This is a genomic window from Paenibacillus sp. CH40, assembly GCF_024213605.1.
In the GTDB taxonomy this organism is placed as follows: Bacteria; Bacillota; Bacilli; order Paenibacillales; family Paenibacillaceae; genus Paenibacillus; species Paenibacillus polymyxa_B.
In genome coordinates, this window is the sequence record NZ_JANAVQ010000003.1 from 608,674 (window position 1) to 626,739 (window position 18,066).

Sequence of the window (18,066 nt, forward strand, 5' to 3'; positions counted from 1 at the left end):
GTCAATTCCTCCAGTTTTCCACTAGATTATCTACAGCAGCCTGTTCAATCGCCAGGCCTTGTGTGTAGCGTTCCATGAATGCTTCAAATCCCTTAACGTCGGAACTGTCGGGAGAAATTTCTTGCCCCTCAGCATCTCTAAATACTTTTTGGTCGAGGAAGTCTTCCAGACTTTCTTGTTGATCCTTGTTCATCATGTAAGAAGCCAGAATAGCAATACCCCACGCCCCACCTTCTCCAGCTGTTGACATCACTGATACCGGGACATTCATGGCAGCCGCAACAATTTTTTGTCCGACGATAGGGGTTTTAAATAAACCACCGTGAGCCAGAATGCTGTCAATTGCGACATTTTCTTTCTTTGTCAAAATATCCATTCCGATTTTCAAAGCAGCAAACGCAGTGAAAAGATGAGTCCGCATGAAATTGGCCAAATTGAAACGGCTTTCAGGAGAGCGGACAAACAATGGCCGACCTTTCTCTATTCCGGTGATATTCTCCCCTGACAAATAGCCATAGCTGAGTAAACCGCCGCCATCTGGATCTGCTTCCAAAGCCTTGTTCAGCAGCACACTGAACAATTGATTCGGATCCGCCTTTTGCCCCATTGCCTCAGAGAATTCACGGAACAATCCCAGCCAAGCATTGATATCACTTGAACAGTTGTTGGCATGAACCATTCCGACCGGATTACCATTCGGTGTAGTCACCAGATCAATTTCCGGATATACCGCTGAAAGGTCCTTCTCTAATACAAGCATGGCAAAAACCGAGGTTCCCACAGAGACGTTGCCCGTCCGTTTTCTCACACTATTCGTAGCGACCATCCCTGTTCCCGCATCACCTTCTGGAGGACAAAGCGGAATACCTGGTTGTAAATCTTCGGATTTATCTAAGATTTTAGCTCCCGCGGCGGTTAGTACACCTGCCTGCTCGCCTGAAATATAAACTTTAGGGAGAATTCCTTCTAGCTTCCAATCGTAACCTTTGGCTGCAATGAGTTCATCAAACTGCTTAACCATCGATTCGTTATAATCATGTGTAGTCTCATCAATTGGGAATATGCCCGAAGCATCCCCGACGCCAATAGCCTTATTGCCAGTCAGCAGCCAGTGAATATATCCAGCTAACGTCGTCATAAAATCAATCTGAGGGACATGTTGCTCTTCGTTCAATATAGCTTGATACAGGTGAGCAATACTCCATCGCTCAGGGATGTTGAATTGGAATTTATCAGTTAACACTTTTGCGGCAGCACCGGTTGTCGCATTCCGCCAAGTCCGGAACGGAACAAGCAACTCGTCCTTGCTGTCAAAAGCCATATAGCCGTGCATCATTGCAGAGAATCCTATAGAACCAACGGTACGAAGGGTAATCCCATATTTTCGTTCAACCTCTTGCTTCATTTCACTATAAGCCTCTTGCAGACCCGTAATAATACTCTCTAAGTTGTACGTCCAATAACCGTCCACCAAGAGATTTTCCCACTCATAGCTTCCAGATGCGATGGTTTCAAAATGATGATCAATCAGCACTGCCTTGATACGTGTGGATCCAAATTCGATACCAAGTGAGGTTTCTCCCTTAGTAATCGCTTGTTTAATGTCTTGATCCATGCTCACGTTACTCCTCTCTCTGAACAACTGTTATAATCGCAATAATTGAAAGAAGGCGCTTTCTTTAATTTACAACCTTAGTATATTTTTTGTTCGTACATTTGTCAACACACATACATAGTTATACATACAAATATTCTGATAAACCGAGAATTTATCTATTTTTTCTTTAGTATTAATGCATGTTAGGCTATGGATTATAATAAGCTCATAATTATGCTAAAATATGTACATACAAATATTATGGGTAGGTAAATTAGTATTAGGACAACCAGGAAAGAAGGAATAAAGTGAAACCAAAGTATCAGGTCATCCTTGAGGATATAAAGAGCAACATTCTATCAGGAGCATACAGCGTAGGAGAACAAATTCCAACGGAATCGGCTTTGCAGGATATGTATAAAGTTAGCCGCCAGACGGTACGTAAGGCAATTTTAGAACTATCCAACGAGGGTTTTTTAAGAAGTGAAAAAGGATCGGGCACTTATGTCAGTAACCAATTTCGATCAAAAAACGGCGGGAATTCCAGTAATAAAACCATCGGAGTCATCACAACCTACATTTCCGATTACATCTTCCCTTCTATTATTCGCGGGATTGAAGCCAGATTGAATGAAGATAATTATTCATTGCTATTAGCTAGTACAAATAATGATGTCGCACAGGAAAAGAAAGCTTTGGAGATGATGTTGTCCTTTGGTGTGGATGGCTTGATTATTGAGCCTACGAAGAGCAATCTATATAATCCCAATATCTCTTACTATCTGACGTTCAAGGAGCAGGATGTTCCGTTCATCATGATTAATGCTTATTATGAAGAGTTGGAGGTTCCATTCTTTTGTCTCGATGACGTACAATCCAGCTATCTGGCAACAAAAGAATTGATTGCTAACGGACACACACACATTGGTATCATTGCCAAAATGGACGATTTACAAGGAAAGCATCGAATGAAGGGCTATATCAAGGCGCTTGGAGAAGCCAAATTACGGTTTTACCCAGAGCAAGTGCTCTCATTCTATACAGAGACGAAGCAAGACCTGTCCACCAACTTAAAAAAATTCCTAACCGAACAAAGAGACGGGTTATCCGCAATTGTCTGCTATAACGACGAGGTAGGATTAGAAGTTGTACATGTATGCAGACAACTTGGTATATCTGTTCCTGAAGACATATCCATTATTGGTCAAGATAATTCCTATATTTCCAAGAATGCAAACATCAAACTTACGACATTAACACACCCACAGGAACAAATGGGACGTGATGCCGCCGATTGGGTTATCAAGAAACTGCAAGGGAAGAAAGATCTACGCAACCACACCTATTATCAACCTGTGTTAATTGAAGGAGAGACGGTAAAAAAGAAACTGAAGTGAAGGGGTCCAACATTCATTGTGAACAATCAAATGGACACACCCAAAAACGATATTACCATTGAACACTAGGCACCTAGTGCCTAATTGTCATATGACACTTTGAAGTGACTGGTATAGGTCGGTGACGAAATGTAACTTGTTGGTATGACAAGTCCTTTGCCATACTTGGTTTTGCCGGACGCTATGAGGCAAAAATACATTTCAAGGAGAAATCATTCATGAAAAAAATGATTCACACCAATCTCGCGGTTCTACTGTTATCTGCTACGATAACTACCGCCTGTATGGCACCCAACGGCGCGTCAGTTGCCGCACCCGTTAACGCACCAGTTGCATCTGAAAAGGCTAGCTTGGAGGGGCCGCGAAATGCCAAGGAACTAGAAGCTTTTGCAGATGGTGTTTTTGCAGACAAGATGAAGAAGTTTAATACAGTTGGTTCTAATTTTGTGGTCGTCACGGGTGGGAAAGTGATGCTAAGCAAAGGTTACGGTTATGCCGACAGGGAAAAAAGAATTCCTGTTGATAAAAATACCGTTTTCCAAATCGGCTCTGTTACAAAGTCATTCACTGCATTGGCAGCTATGCAGTTGGTGGATAAGGGGAAAATGGATCTAAAACACGATATCCAAGAGTATTTAGGAGGAATAAAGGTTCCGAATAAAACAGGAAAAAAACTGACGATGTTTGATCTACTTACATATTCAAGTGGATTTGATGAACCAGATATTCTCATGGAAATGCATCCAGAATACGCGGACAAATATTTTCCAATGAAGAAGTACATTGCATCAAATATGCCAACTGTTGTCAGGCCTCCAGGAGAAGCGTACACTTATGACAATTTTGGTTTCATGCTAGCCGGATATGCAGTAGCAAACGTAACGGGCATGTCATATTCTCGATATATGGAAAAGAATATTTTCAAACCGTTAGGCATGACTTCGACGAATGTGCGGTTTACCCCCCAATTGTTAAGCAGAATGGCTGCTCACTATGGACCAACAGGTGAATTGATACCCTTGGACGGGTTTAAACCAACGGAAAAACCTGAAGGCGGTATGGTTTCAACAGCAGATGACATGGCGAAGTACCTCATGATGCACCTGAACAAAGGCAAGTACAAAGGTAAAGAAGTGGTGAGTCCAAAGAGCATAGAGCAAATGCACACATACCAATTATTCCCTGACAAGGAGTTCCCGGTTACAACAATTGGATTCGAAGGCTACTTCAAAGAGAAGATGAATAATCAGCATGTGATTCTAAAAGGAGGAAATGTTACAGGCCATTCTTCCTTGATTGTTATTCTGCCTGAGAAGAATACAGCGATGTACATGTCCTACAATAACGACTCCATGATGAGTCTTGACGTGTATGAGGAATTTATGAATCATTATTATCCGAGAAAAGTAGAAGTTCCAAAGTCAACCTACGCGACAATAAGTGAGCAGCAGGCCCAAGACTACGTGGGATTATACCAAAACACGCGTATCGCTGCCTTAAGGACGAAGGTTTCGTATTCGGACGGGAAATTAATAATGGAGACAGGAACATCAGGCAAACATACACTAAAAATGATCCACCCTTTATTATTTGAAGATGAATCAGGTAATAAATTGACGTTTAATAAAAATGAAGCAGGCCATATTGCATATTTGTATTACATGCAGCTCCCAGACCTCGTTGCTTATGCGCAAAAAATAAACATTGATTCACCATTTTCTGATGTACCTGCGGATAGTAAATATATTTCATATATAAACAACCTTAATGCTTTGAAAGTCATGAGCGGAAAGTCAGCCAACCTCTTCGATCCGAAAGGAACGATGACTCAGGGAGAATTCTCAGAAGTGCTGCTGCGCGCCCACGGGTGGTATAAACAACCTTTCATGATTGAACCGAATAAGAAGCAGATGATGGCCGGACTACGTAATTATCAGCCGAATTCTCCTATCACTAGACAAATGGCGGCGGTAATGATCCAGAACCTGAAACAGGTTGAGCCTGGAACTAAGGTTAAATTGAGTGGCGAAACGGATGCTTGGGCAGTTAAAGCAGTCACAGCTCTTGTTTCCCAAGGTATCATGGACCCGGATACCAAGATCAACTCAGACGGCTCCATAAACTTCCGCTCCAAACAGCTTTTGAAGCGTCAAGAAGCCAGTGCCTTATTGGATCAAGCATTTAATTACTATACGTTGCCAATCAGTCACTAATTCAAAAGATTAACCAGAAAAAGTAAGATAATGATACTTTATATAAGGTTTCCTGAACCCCCGATCAAACTGGGGGTTTTCTTGTACAATAAGAAACAAGCGGCTGCTGATGCTGCCGCTTGTTTCTTAGTTTTCTCCATATCCAACGGAAATCCGCATCGAGCCGTAAGGTTTATTCCAGAAGCCCTGCCTCCCGGGCTTTTTGCACCGCTTCCTCCCGGTTGCGAACCCCCAGCTTCAGATAGACCGATGACGCATAGTTTCTAACCGTACCATCAGATAAATACAATTTGGAGGCAATGGTTTTATATCGCAGTCCTTTCGACACGGACTGTAAAATTTCAAGCTCCCGTGGAGTTAAGTCATAGGTCGCGGCCACTTGAGTTGTCGACGGATCTTCCCCACTCTTGTCTGCTTCCAGCTGTGCAAACAATTTGTGCGACATCTCCTGATCGATCAGCGTGCCTCCGCGATAGACCGTGCGTATTGTTTCGGCGAGCTCTACCGGCTTCATCGACTTCAATAAGTATCCGTCCGCTCCGCTTCGCAGCGCTTCCAGAGCCTGTCCAGTATCTTCGAACGTGGTGAGAATCAAGATGCGGATGTGGGGCCACGTTTGTTTTATGGTACGGGATGCGGAGATTCCGTCCAGGTTCGGCATGTCCAAATCCATGAGCACCAGCTGAGGCTGAACCTGCCTGCACAGTTCGATGGCTTGCTCGCCATCTTCTGCCACCCCTACGACTTGCAAATCTTGCTGCTCCTCCAGAAGAGTCCGCAGACTTTCACGGATAAAAGGCTGGTCATCGACGACCAACAGACGGATGACTTCATCCTTAAGCTCCGTTTGCCGTGGTAGGGTGCAGGTAACGAGGGTGCCTTCGCCCGGTTGGGTATAGACGCCAACATGACCTTGCAAATTCATTGCTCGCTCTTTCATGGCGTTCAAGCCGAAACCATCCCGTCCATGTTCCATCCCGCGGCCGTTATCCTGAATTTCGAGCCTCGTCTGCTGAGGCTCGAATTGCACCAAAACCGTAATCTCCGTCGAGTGTCCATGACGCACTGCATTCGTCAATGATTCTTGCAAGCAGCGATACAGCGCTATCTTCGCTTGCTTCGTTACAGGGTATTCCTCCCCGAAGGCCTGGAAACGAACCGACACCTTAGCATGCTCTTGAAACTCCTCTGCCAGCTTCCGCAAAGACTGAAGCAGTGGGAGTTCCTCATGCGGCGATTCGATTTGATGCACATAGCCTCTCACTTCATCCATATTCTGGCGGGCCAGGTTCAATAGGGAATCGAGCCGTTTCGTTCCTGTATCCGTTTCTAGCTCGGGGCGCAAGGTTTCCAACCCCATAATGAGGGAAGTGTACGCATGACCGACGGTATCATGGAGCTCTTTAGAGAGCCGATTCCGCTCTTCGGCCAGCGTGATGCGCTCGATTTGGGACAAGTACTGCTCCAGCACCGCATTTTGCTCGCGTATAATTTCGCTTTGACGATGATTGACCATCAATAAATGGAAGGAAAATCCGAATGCATAAGCCGTCCCGAATTGAATGGTCATAACCCAAAAATCAGTCTGCTCTACAAGCAGCTTAATTATAGCGGGTAGGAGCAATACCGATAAAGGACCTGACCAAAGATATGTTCTTTGTTTACTGTTAGCGGCAATTAAAAATGGATACAACAGGAATGTGAGGTAGGCTTCCGGAAAAAACGAAGCTAAATACAAGCACAGCCCGCCCGGGATCACAATCTCGGTAAGCAGGTAGTATCTATAATTGAGCTGCAAGCACAGCCAGGGAACGGAAAAAGCAATAAGCTGCCAAAACACAAGAACCCAAAGCGGCAGCGTGAAATGAGACTGCCGCTCTATGATAGTGAGCAGGAGAGAAGTACTGCAAATCAGGCGGATCATAAGCATGAACCAGTCGTACCAGAACCACTGCTTTACCATATCGAACAAAACCATCAACCCCTAAGAACTATCAGTATGACATTACGTAACTATTATAGAGCAGAACATTATCCAACAATACTTTTAAATCCAGACAGGGACATTCCGGCTACCGGTTCACACTCTTGATCATAAGACGGGTGTAACCGCCTAGCATACGCGTCAAGCTGTTCGCAAGCCTATAACTCACCATAGTGAATACGACTCCTGAGGCCGAAACCAGTATGGATTTCATTACAGTATCTACAATAAAACCCATAAAATAATAATTAGAAAACGGAAAGAGAAGCGGGGTCACAATCATCGCGAGTGGAGCTATATAAAGCAAGGCCGCACTAATGAGGCTTAAAATCCCCACCGGGAGCTTCAGCATCAGCCAGCCGATAGCGATCCAGTTGCGCCGATTTAGCAGTTCCTTCCTTGCTTGAAGCCAGATAGAGGCATCGGTGTTTATTGGTTTAACGTAAAGCTCGGTGGTAATATCCGTATAGATCTTGGTCTGTGTGCGTTCAAATTGCAGGAAGGCGTATGTAGTTCGCAAAATGCGAGTAATCAGAGGAACGCCCGCGACGGTAAACGAAAGACTCAAGCCTAATGTAAGAGCGACCAGATAAAAGCAAAAGTAAAACAATCCGGTAGCGAAAGTAAGCAGTAGGAAATAGCCATTTTGAATAAAGCTGACGACGGTTCTTGTCATCAAAGAGCCCACATCCTTTACAAGTAGTAGTCGTATCCTACGGCTCTTGATGTCAAATCTACCAGTGCCATAATGTCATATGACATAAGGCGAAAGCGGTCTGCAAACCTAATGAGGAAAAACAACTGGTTCTTCGCCATTTTTTAAATATCGCATAGTAATGGTAATCGTCTTTGCAGAGTCAAGCGGCTTTTGATCCAATCCCTCTGCGATGCATGAGAAGACACAAAGCATGGTTTCCGGTAAGGAGAGCTGATTTCTGCCTAAAAGTTTTATTTTTGAGAATCAAGAATAAACATAGATGCATCTTGTCCCATGAATATTTTACTTCCGTTAAAAAAAGTTTTGGACTGAATATCTCTATATCCTATCTTAGTCATAATGTCAGTCAGCTCTTCTTGATTAAATCCGTTATGAACTATATCTGAAACTACTTTTTCATTTTTATTAAAATCTACGATTAGTAAATGTCCTCCTTCATTTAGAACATCAAATAGCCTTGATAAAACGAATTCAACATCATGAATATGGAGTAGAACCTGAGCCATAAAAATATAGTCCGCATGTAAATCCGTTAGACCTTCCTTTTCAAAATCAAAACATAATGTATCTGCATTCTGAATATGAAGATCAGTAATTTTTTGCTTTATTTGATTAATCATGTTTTGTGAAGTATCCAGAAAAAGCATAGAATTAAAATCATTTAACAAGCTCATTCCGACAAGGCCCGTTCCACACCCAAAATCAATAGCATTCTTACTATTAGCGTCAACTACATATTCACGAATGGCATCAGATGATACCTTTGCAATTTGAATTCTTTCAGAAGTGTCATATATATTAGCTATCATTTCAAACTTATCCGTATTTCCCATGATTACCTCTCCAATTTTCAACATTTTCGCCCTTATTTGTGATACGGTTCACCAACCTACCTGTAACGGCAAGTAAAAAGACCACCCGCTAAAAGGATGGCCTTTAGGACTGCTAATCTATTCTAATTGCCTCGATATAAAGCTCGATTCCCACTTCATTTCCGACGATAACCCCACCTTTTTCCAGAGGCGAGTTGAATGTCAAGCCAAATTCATTGCGTTCGATACTGGCTGTTGAATGAAATCCTACACGTTCCCGGCCGCGAGGGTCCTTGTTAAGTCCTTCAAAAACGGTATGAAAAGTGATGGGTTTGGTTACTCCATGCAGAGTTAGATTGCCCGTAAGTTCATATTGCCTTTCGCCAGCAAGGACGCAGCTGGTGCTTTGAAACGTAATGGTTGGATACTTGGCTGCATGAAGGAAGTCGTCACTCTTCAAGTGTTCATCTCGTTGCGATTGGCGAGTTGTAATACTATTTGCATCTATGGAAGCCTGAATACCCATGGTTGTTAAATCGTTGGGGTCAAAACTCAAGATCGCTTGGAAATGCTCGAATACTCCTTTAATTCTACTAATCATTAAATGCGTCACCGAAAACTCGACGGAACTGTGGTCCGGATCCACTTCCCAATTGATATTGCTCATAAATAAATTCCACCTCTATGATAAGATTTTGAGAAAGGTCGCCCCATCTCCAAACACTGCGCTATTCGCATACTCCTAATGTACAAAAAAGCTACTGACAACGGGATGTCAGTAGCTCTTTTTCATTTTTTTGGTTTCCTCGTAAATCCGATTTCGGAATGTTCAGGCTCCGCCACGTCAAATTAAATCGAAGGTGAGCTGAATAATTCATGTACACCTTCTTCACCATTCGTCTTTGTCGAAATAATCATCTGGCAAATGTAGCTCTCGCAAACAACCGATAAATTTTTCTCTGAAATTCGGATTGCTTTTGTATTGCGGCCATACCTCCTTATAGTAAGGCAGCAACTTCTCATGTGGAATAATGCCCCAGTATAAAATCGAGTTATTCAGAACCTCCGGGCCGCCCCCCATCAACATCTGTTCAATGATCTCCCAGCTTCCCAGCTTGTTTTCGCAACTGCGCGCGACATAGATGGCAGTGGTTTGCATTTTCGGGTCATCGTGACACAAGAAAGACGCAAAGTCCTGGAGAGTAATCGCACCATAATCCTCCAAGATATACCCTGCATAACGCAACGTTTCCGGGTCGTAAATCTTGTCAAGCCTTTGCAAGATCACTGGAACAAAATCCGTTAAATTCGCAGTTTTACTGGAAGTATGTAGAATCTGTAAAGCTTGCAGAAAACCCTCATGCCCATCCGATTGCAATAGCTCCAGAAGATATGTTCTACCCGCGTCAAAAGAAGTTTGGCAGATGAGCCAAATGGCTATGGTTCGATTTTTGGGGCTTTGCTCCGCAATATTTTTCAAAAAATCAAGGGTTGGCTGAGAGACTTTCTTAAACTTGAACATTCCATTAAGCGCTTTGGCTTGGATTTCTTCGTTTGGAGCACTCTGATAAATCTGGATCAGCGCATTCTCATCACCCGGCATTCGACTACCAAACCACCCGATATCATAATCCAGAATAATTTCATCCAGCCAGCGCTCGTACCAGTCCAGAAAGCTGTCTTCATAGACAAAGAAAAAGGGATGATCGGGATGAAAATCGGAGATATACACAATTCTCCCCCTGTATTTCCCTTCAAGTACGAGATACATGTCGTATTCGCAGCCTTGGGTGCCTATGCACAACATGCCGCCCAGCACCTTATTACAGGTGGCGTCGTATTCCTCATCGGGAATGTCCTCGTCCTTGGTCAGGGGCTCAACCAGATGGTTCCATTCCTCTTTGGTCATCCCGGGATGCAGAACGGATTTTGCAAGGAGTGCCTGGCGCTCGGTGTAGGAAGTTGCCTTTCCAATTGAATAGATTCCATAATAGGGTCCGGCGCCTCCGTTGCCGATTTTCGTTAAAAACAGCGCGTAAGGCTCAGGAAGTGTAACCTGATTGTGGACTTGCCAGTCCGCCAGCTCTTTTACTGTAAGCTTCTCTTTAACCCTATATTGATGTGAGGATGCTCCAAACACTGAGAAATCCGCGTCTTTGTGCATAGCTTGACTCAGTTTGTTTTTTATTCGATCCAGTTGCGTTTCTTTCTTCCTAAACCACATATTGAACCCTCCTGTTGACCATAGCCAGGTTTCCTTTGTTTGCTTATCCAGCAATTTTATTATTTTTTCTATGGGTCGTACCTCTTTAAAATGATATGTATCTTTAAGTAATCTTTCATTGTAGCTTCTCTTAAGGTCACCACTGAACCACCTTAGAGTACCACAGAACAAAATCCATATGAATGGAATCCATATGGGGGCCAACACGAATTTGTTAGGAAACGGACACTTGGCAAATTTGATGACAAAGAACGTGATCATTTTTATTCTTGTTAGAAAATGATGGTGTGGACTAGCCCCCTTTGACCACTCAAAGGAGGCTTAAAGTCCACAGGGATACGATTATTCGTTATCTGGCGTGGCTGGACTGGCCGGGGGCATCAAGCCTTTAACGGCGCCGAGAAATGGACGAATGGACTTGATCATACCGTAGCCCATCTTCACGACCGGAACAAATTTCTGGATCATGCCGAACAGCCGCAAGCCGCCGCCGAGCATACCGCCAAGCCCTCCTGCGCCCGCAGTGGAGCCGCCAAGGCCGCCTAACAGCGAGCCCATCATCGGCAGGAATGCCGACACCTTGGCGTCCGGCTTGCGGGAGCGCGAACGGCCAGACGGCTTGCGCGCGCCGCTTTTCCGGTTACCGAGACGGACGCCCGGGGCATGCGCACCAGCTCTGCGTTTGAGAGATCGGGAATCTTGCTTCCCGGAAGAAGTGCGTGGGGGGACTCCAGCGCTGGCAAGTACCAACCCGCCGTAATTAACGTCAGTGATGTAGCCGACGTAAGTCTCTCCGCTGTGCAGGGTGACACAGACCGGACGGCCTTGAAACTTCTTAGCCCGTGCACGCATCTCTTTCGATTGTGCCATGGAAGTTCACCTCGCTCACTGATTATAATTCAGTTTACGCCAGGGGCGGGCTGTCTGCTTGTGCGAATGGGACATACGCACGCCAAAAATCGCTTGATGATTAGGCATTTTACAACTCTCCCTCAAGAAACGCGAATGCCCTTACTCCGCTGCTTCCACCAGCCATGCTTGCATAGCCGGAGACTCCGCCCGATTCAAACGTAAGGCGATTTCGGTATTGGTCTCATCCGGCGGCATGACCTCGGCAAGGACGCATACAGCCTCTCGCGGTTGATTCAAGGCAAACACGCCTTCATCATCGAGCATTTTCATCGCCAGCTCCATGGCCTTCAGCCTCGAATCAAATTCACGATTCCATTCGTCAGCTTCAAGCTCCGCAATAGAAGGACGCCTCATAAACAATTGTTTAACATCATCGAAGTCCTCATCCCTGAAACAACAATAGGGTGAATCGGCATAGGACCATTTGATGAGTTCCGCAATCGTTGACCCCGGCATGTCACTTTCTTCTCCTTGCCGGGCCGCTTCCCTCTCCAAGGCCTCCCATGACCAGGCGGAGATGCTTGGCGCATGTCCCTCTCCAGTAGTAAATAGCGTTTCAGTAATAGTAACGTTCGCCATTTTCGAAAAGAGTGCGAAAGGACGTCCTAGCCACATTGGCAATCTCTGCCGCCAGCGCCTCTATTCCTTGCGTCGGTTTCATGACATTCGCCCCTTAGCCCTATATATATCTTATTTCCATTATAAAAATTGTTTGTCCTAAATCCACCTACTTTCTACCTGAATCCTGGAAATATGGGCGATTCACTCCTTCATGATAAAAAGAGGATGTCTCTCCGTTATTTTTCGGCTTTGAGACACCCTCTTTTGAACTATTTTGCATTCACTACAACATTTTACCGTCACTTGAGGTATGGTTTTTTGCTCTCCTACCTGGAGTTTCATCCTCATTAGAGCATGCTCATTCAAGGTTCTAATTCAAGGTGCATCTTGGTTTCCGCCTCATCCCATGGCACCGAGTAACCCGCCCCCTTGGCGCAAAAGATGGAGGAGGAGGTATACAGTGGGTCCGCCCCTTTGCGGTAGCCCATCCGCTCTATGACTTCCTCCGTATTATGGCAGCGGTCGTAGCCGCTGAACACGCAGCGGATACTGCCTCGTCCATGCGTAAAGGATGCAAATTCGGCACTGTAGTTCATGAAAGTCGACACGGGCACCCTGCCCGTGACCACCGCTTGCGTTCCGGTTGTCTGCGGCGGATTAAAAATACCCGAAGCACGCTGAATATCGGACAGCACCCTGCCCATTTCATCGATAGCGACCTTGATTTTGAAATCGTAATAGGGCTCCAGCAGCACGTTGTCCGCCTTCTCCAGACCCTGTCGTAGTGCTCGAAAGGCAGCCTCACGAAAATCGCCACCATGGGTATGTTCTTTATGCGCGCGGCCCCTCAGCAGCGTAATGTTCACGTCGGTGACCGGCATGCCGGTCAGCAGTCCGTGATGCTCCCGTTCATAGAGATGACTCCGAATCAGATTCTGATAGCTGACATTCAGATCATCGGCATGACATCTGCTTTCGAACATGATGCCGTTGCCCCTTGCTCCCGGTTCAATCAGCAAATGCACTTCCGCATAATGCCTGAGCGGTTCGAAGTGGCCGTACCCTTTCACAGCCGATTGAATCGTTTCCTTATACAAGATTTCCGGTTGTCCAAAAGAGATAGCAAAGCCAAACCGCTCTCTAACAAGCTGCTCCAGCACTTCCAGTTGAATCAATCCCATGACGCGGATAGAAATCTCCTGCAATTTCTCATCCCAAACGACGTTCAGTGACGGCTCCTCCGCCTCCAGCATGCGAAAAGCACCGAGCACCTTCTGTACATGTATCGAGTTGTCGAATAATACCTTCGATTGTAACGTCGGTTCCGACTCGTAAGCTAACTTGTCCGATATCGACCCCAGGCCTTGTCCAGCCCCGGCGGCGGACAAGCCGGCAACCGCAAACAAATCGCCAGCTTCCACTTGTTCCACCGGCTGCGATTTAAGGCCGTTAAACAAGAAGAGCCGCGTAACTTTTTCGTCATATTGAACCCCGCCACTCTCGTAACTAAGCTGTTCTCTCACCTTCAGCCGACCACCCAGCGCCTTAATGAACGTGAGTCTCGCTCCGCCTGCATCGTGCCGAATTTTATAAACCCGCCCCTGGAACGAAGCATTCTCGTCATAAGTGGTGGTTGTCAGCAGATGCAGCTGATCCAGAAATTCAATGACGCCTGTATCCTGAAGCGCAGAGCCGTAAGCACAGGGGAAGAGAAGACCCGCCGCTATCATCCTCTGCAAAGCCTCCAGCCAGAAGCCGCAATCCTCTCTCCCCTCCAGGAATGCTTCCAGCAAAGCTTCATCCCGCTCCCCCATGGCCTCCCGCAGCGGCTCGCCGACTATGTCGTCAGAGAGGCTCTGTGTAATGCAGCATACTTCCCCCGTCAACTGCTGACGGATATCCGCCTCGGTTCTGCCTACATCCGCGCCGATCCGATCCGTCTTGTTGATAAAGAAGAACGTCGGAATCTGATGCTTGCGCAGCAGCTGCCAGACCGTCTCCGTATGACCCTGGACACCTTCAACTGCGCTTACAATCAGGATGGCATAATCAATGACCTGAATCGCCCGCTCCATCTCCGGGGAGAAATCGACGTGTCCGGGCGTGTCTATTAAATAATAGCTGTCTCCTTTATATTCTATTACCGCCTGATCTGCGAACACCGTAATGCCCCTTGCCCGCTCGATGTCGTGGCTGTCCAGAAACGCATCCTGATGATCCACCCGCCCCCGCGACCGGATACTGTTCGTATGGTACAGCAGCTGTTCCGCAAAAGTTGTCTTACCTGCATCCACATGGGCGAACAGGCCAATCGTTAGTCGCTTCATAGAATCCCACTTTCAACGCTTCTTGTTAATACTGCTCATTTTATTAAAGCATAGAAATCGGGAGAGTGGGTAGGTGCCGCTTTTTATAGTCCTGATAAATTTCGCAATTTCAAGTTTCGCCCTACTTGTGGTACGGTTCTGGGTATCATCTCGAAGGCGAAAAGAAAAGCCCTCCAACTTGGAGAACTTCGCCTAACCATCATTCCCGACCTCATTATTGTTATAGTCGTCAATAATTGACATCGTTTTATTTGCCACTTCACTACCGAGCGAGGCATACAATTTCTTATCGCCGATCACATAAAATTCTTCTTTAGCTCGCGTCGCTGCAACATTCATCATATTGGGATCAGAGACAGCCCATCTTGCTGCCCCACTGCTATCAGAGTCCGCTCCAAGAACAAAGTAGACGACTTTGGCTTCTTTCCCTTGAAAAGTATGAACTGTACCAATATTCGTTGTCTTCCCGTTTTCTCGTTTTGTGAATTTAATCTCATCTAAAACCTGGGCAAGCTTATAAGCCACATTTCTAAATGGGGTGATCACATAGATTTCATCCGCTAAATCCGGATCTTCCTGCAAACGTTTATCAATCATTCTTTTCAATAAGTCAGCTTGTTCCTTAACAAATTTGTCATTTGCTTTACCGGTTGAATCATACCATTGTGATTTCCCTTGTGCCTCATCTGCTGATTTACCTTGTACCATCAACCCCTCATACGAAATTTCATTTGAAATCGTAAACATCGGATAGTTCGAGCGTCTGTGTACCCAAAGGGGTATGCCAATCCATTCATCCTCATTTTTTTGGAAACCATACTGACTTGTGGCATCCACAATGGTTTGAGTAGACGCATCAGCAGAAACAAATTTCTCATCGACTTCATAGTGTCTTCCAATTAAGGTTAAAACATTTGAACCCAGCGTCATTACGGGTTTTATTTGTGATGGATCTCCAACGACCATAACCTTTTTACTTCTAAAAATGGCACCAACACTAGCTTGTGGCAGTGCTTGGCCCGCCTCGTCTATAAACAGATTACCTATTGAATCTTCATTAAGATTTTTAAACATTCGACCAAAACTAGCAAAAGTAGTGCTAACAACGGGGATCGTGAAATTCAACCAATTCCATGATTCTGAAATTAGCTGCTGTCCATTCTCTTTTCCCAAGTATTCAGACTGCCTATTCCAAATATTTCTCGCGGCTTTTAAATTCCTTCTGTTTTCATACAGAAATTGCTTTCTAACTTTTAAAGCTGAAATAAATAGCTCTGATTGTAATTTGCGGAATTTCACTGTAAACCATGGATTAGACTTTTGCAGCTCATCATACGATTGTGAAAAATCTGGTTCCTTAATGCCACTTTGATACTTGAGTTTTTCTAACAATACAATTTCTCGTTCCACTTTTTTAAAACCATTTTGTTGTTTGATCATCCATCGATCGAAGTTAGCTCTTGTGTCCTGAGTTTGTTTTTGAACATACTCACTTTTCGCAACATTTTCCCTTAACCTATTTTCGAGTCGCCTACGGTCATTTAACCATTTCGTTTTTTGTTTCGATAGATCATTTAAATGATCATTCGCATTATTCAAATCTTTGAAGTACTGCTCAACTTTTGCCTTTTTAAATATTTTCTGAAGCCACAAAAAACTTGGCTTTTGAGAAGTAACTACGTCATAATTCCTTTTAGCTTGAGCTTGTAAATCAATTAGGTTTTCTATCTCAACAGAAGCATCTGACCAATCCTCTTGGAGATTTTCAATTTCTTGTACCAGTCTTTCTAGTTCACGTCTCGCTTCTTCTTCCTGTGAGATTAAATCTGTTCGTTTCTTTTTTTCTTCTTGTTCAAATGCAAACACTTCCTCTTTATGCTTGGTTTTTAATTTTTGAAGAGCATACATTTTCTCGCTATAGTCTTGCATTTTATCTCTTTCGATTTTTAATTCAGCATACAGACGGGAGAATTCTTGATATACACTTTCACATGTATTTGCTTGATCATGATCCTCTAAATCTTTTTCGATTGCTTTAATGGTTAAAAGTAACTTGTTCATGTTTGTTGACGCGCCGCCCTCTAACGAGAACACACCCCAATTTTCCTCATGTAAAAGCTCACTTTTAATCTCGCGATTCTGTCCAAAACCTTCACTGGTTAATTTAGAATTGGAAACCTCTTTAAAATAATCTGCTTCATCTAGTAGCTTTTGAAAATCGCCCGCAATCGTTTCTTTCTTTGGTAACTCCTTAACAATATTTTGGACCGCCCCATTGTTTGAACTTGCAACAACAATGTTTTTATCTGAAATGGAGTGTGGTAAAACACCAAGCTTAAAATCTTTCCAATAAACCAGACTCCCTTTAATCCTTTTATCAGAAAGCTGCACAATTTCCGCTGCCTGTTGTACGACTAAATCAGCAAAAATATCTTTTAACAGTGTTGTTTTCCCTGTTCCTGGCGGGCCATTGACACTACGAATATCATTTTTATCATTTAAAGCTAGATTCACCGAAACCTGCTGCATAAATGAAAGCGCGAAACCAGGATTACTTGGGAACCGCCCGAGCGGATAGAACTTAGGTTGTAAAATAGTTGTCTCGAAAATTCGGGGGTTAAAATGAACGGACTCTTTATTGCCATCCAGATTGTGCCTATGTCCCGAAAAGCCATTAAAATATCGATCCAAATTTTTATTAGTGATTGTCTTTGCTTTGTTCAGATCTTCAATAAAGAACGAATGTAGATTTACATCTCCGTTATCCAGGTTTTTCACAAATGCATAGCGGAAATTTTCTGCGGAAATATGATATTTATGAAAAAGCTCAGAGATGGTGGTATGAAAACCTTCTTCAAATTTGCTGTTCAAATCTTCTCTAAATACGTTTTCAACTTTCAAAAAATCTTTCGGTAATTCACCATGTTGGCGGATATAACCACTCATTGTATAAAACAATTTGTCTGCTAGAAAATTCAATTCGTTATCAAAATAGATAGAGAAGGTGAATTTGTCAGATTTACTAACTTCCTCGTAGGTTTTAGCAATCTTGTATTTCTCCCTCAATAGTTCAACAACTTCTTGAAAATCGAAAATATCGAAATATAATGCTAAGCCCGATTTCTTAAAGAACTTATCTGATACATCTTGTTGTTTTTTTTGCTTCATTAAAAAGTCTGAAAAAAACTGATTCCAATCCTCTTCCATTGTATGTATGAGCTTTAGCGATTTGTCTTTTTTATTAATAAAACCTTCGGATAACTGCTCGATCGTAATCCAAGCATTTAAAATATCTTGCCGTTTATTCATGAGTCTCCCCCC

At 44.0% G+C, this 18,066-nt stretch carries 12 protein-coding genes; 2 read left to right on the forward strand and 10 right to left on the reverse strand.

Annotated elements, in window-relative coordinates:
• Position 1 precedes the first annotated feature (1 nt).
• Positions 2-1,615, reverse strand: coding sequence for a xylulokinase (locus NLX73_RS12760; protein ID WP_254326344.1), 1,614 nt, complete (start codon positions 1,613-1,615; stop codon positions 2-4).
• A 290-nt stretch (positions 1,616-1,905) separates the two neighbouring features.
• Here NLX73_RS12760 and NLX73_RS12765 point away from each other — a divergent pair, with 290 nt between their 5' ends.
• On the forward strand, positions 1,906-2,994 hold the full coding sequence (locus tag NLX73_RS12765; protein WP_061829743.1) for a GntR family transcriptional regulator: 1,089 nt from the start codon (positions 1,906-1,908) through the stop codon (positions 2,992-2,994).
• A gap of 218 nt (positions 2,995-3,212) precedes the next feature.
• Positions 3,213-5,207: a serine hydrolase domain-containing protein gene (locus tag NLX73_RS12770; protein WP_254326345.1), complete on the forward strand. Its 1,995-nt coding sequence runs from the start codon at positions 3,213-3,215 to the stop codon at positions 5,205-5,207.
• 172 nt (positions 5,208-5,379) lie between these two features.
• On the opposite strand, the gene NLX73_RS12775 is transcribed toward NLX73_RS12770, so the two are convergent.
• The 9 genes from NLX73_RS12775 to NLX73_RS12815 all read right to left on the reverse strand — a co-directional run bounded on the left by NLX73_RS12775 (position 5,380) and on the right by NLX73_RS12815 (position 18,054).
• The gene (locus NLX73_RS12775) at positions 5,380-7,179 is read right to left on the reverse strand and encodes a helix-turn-helix transcriptional regulator (protein ID WP_254326346.1); all 1,800 of its coding nucleotides are present in this window, start codon (positions 7,177-7,179) and stop codon (positions 5,380-5,382) included.
• Positions 7,180-7,279: 100 nt separating this feature from the next.
• Positions 7,280-7,867, reverse strand: a complete 588-nt coding sequence (locus NLX73_RS12780) for a sensor domain-containing protein (RefSeq protein WP_254326393.1) — start codon at positions 7,865-7,867, stop codon at positions 7,280-7,282.
• Positions 7,868-8,139: 272 nt separating this feature from the next.
• Positions 8,140-8,742 (reverse strand): class I SAM-dependent methyltransferase, encoded by a 603-nt coding sequence (locus NLX73_RS12785; RefSeq protein WP_254326347.1) that lies wholly within the window; start codon positions 8,740-8,742, stop codon positions 8,140-8,142.
• Positions 8,743-8,854: 112 nt separating this feature from the next.
• Positions 8,855-9,388: a YceI family protein gene (locus NLX73_RS12790; RefSeq protein WP_254326348.1), complete on the reverse strand. Its 534-nt coding sequence runs from the start codon at positions 9,386-9,388 to the stop codon at positions 8,855-8,857.
• Positions 9,389-9,610: 222 nt separating this feature from the next.
• Complete coding sequence (locus tag NLX73_RS12795; RefSeq protein ID WP_254326349.1) at positions 9,611-10,945, reverse strand: SMI1/KNR4 family protein; 1,335 nt, start codon at positions 10,943-10,945, stop codon at positions 9,611-9,613.
• A 342-nt stretch (positions 10,946-11,287) separates the two neighbouring features.
• Complete coding sequence (locus tag NLX73_RS12800; protein ID WP_254326350.1) at positions 11,288-11,815, reverse strand: hypothetical protein; 528 nt, start codon at positions 11,813-11,815, stop codon at positions 11,288-11,290.
• Between the two features lie 141 nt (positions 11,816-11,956).
• Complete coding sequence (locus NLX73_RS12805; protein ID WP_254326351.1) at positions 11,957-12,436, reverse strand: DUF4303 domain-containing protein; 480 nt, start codon at positions 12,434-12,436, stop codon at positions 11,957-11,959.
• Between the two features lie 344 nt (positions 12,437-12,780).
• Entirely contained in the window at positions 12,781-14,745 is a 1,965-nt protein-coding gene (locus NLX73_RS12810) for an elongation factor G (RefSeq protein ID WP_254326352.1), read from the reverse strand.
• A 192-nt stretch (positions 14,746-14,937) separates the two neighbouring features.
• Positions 14,938-18,054 (reverse strand): DEAD/DEAH box helicase, encoded by a 3,117-nt coding sequence (locus tag NLX73_RS12815; protein WP_254326353.1) that lies wholly within the window; start codon positions 18,052-18,054, stop codon positions 14,938-14,940.
• Positions 18,055-18,066: the final 12 nt, after the last annotated feature.

Excerpts from the sequence above, each read along its gene's own strand:
- NLX73_RS12760 (WP_254326344.1), bottom strand. The coding sequence starts at position 1,615 with ATGGATCAAGACATTAAACAAGCGATTACTAAGGGAGAAACCTCACTT.
- NLX73_RS12770 (WP_254326345.1), top strand. The coding sequence starts at position 3,213 with ATGAAAAAAATGATTCACACCAATCTCGCGGTTCTACTGTTATCTGCT.
- NLX73_RS12780 (WP_254326393.1), bottom strand. The coding sequence starts at position 7,867 with ATGACAAGAACCGTCGTCAGCTTTATTCAAAATGGCTATTTCCTACTG.
- NLX73_RS12785 (WP_254326347.1), bottom strand. The coding sequence starts at position 8,742 with ATGGGAAATACGGATAAGTTTGAAATGATAGCTAATATATATGACACT.
- NLX73_RS12790 (WP_254326348.1), bottom strand. The coding sequence starts at position 9,388 with ATGAGCAATATCAATTGGGAAGTGGATCCGGACCACAGTTCCGTCGAG.
- NLX73_RS12795 (WP_254326349.1), bottom strand. The coding sequence starts at position 10,945 with ATGTGGTTTAGGAAGAAAGAAACGCAACTGGATCGAATAAAAAACAAA.
- NLX73_RS12800 (WP_254326350.1), bottom strand. The coding sequence starts at position 11,815 with ATGGCACAATCGAAAGAGATGCGTGCACGGGCTAAGAAGTTTCAAGGC.
- NLX73_RS12805 (WP_254326351.1), bottom strand. The coding sequence starts at position 12,436 with ATGGCGAACGTTACTATTACTGAAACGCTATTTACTACTGGAGAGGGA.
- NLX73_RS12810 (WP_254326352.1), bottom strand. The coding sequence starts at position 14,745 with ATGAAGCGACTAACGATTGGCCTGTTCGCCCATGTGGATGCAGGTAAG.
- NLX73_RS12815 (WP_254326353.1), bottom strand. The coding sequence starts at position 18,054 with ATGAATAAACGGCAAGATATTTTAAATGCTTGGATTACGATCGAGCAG.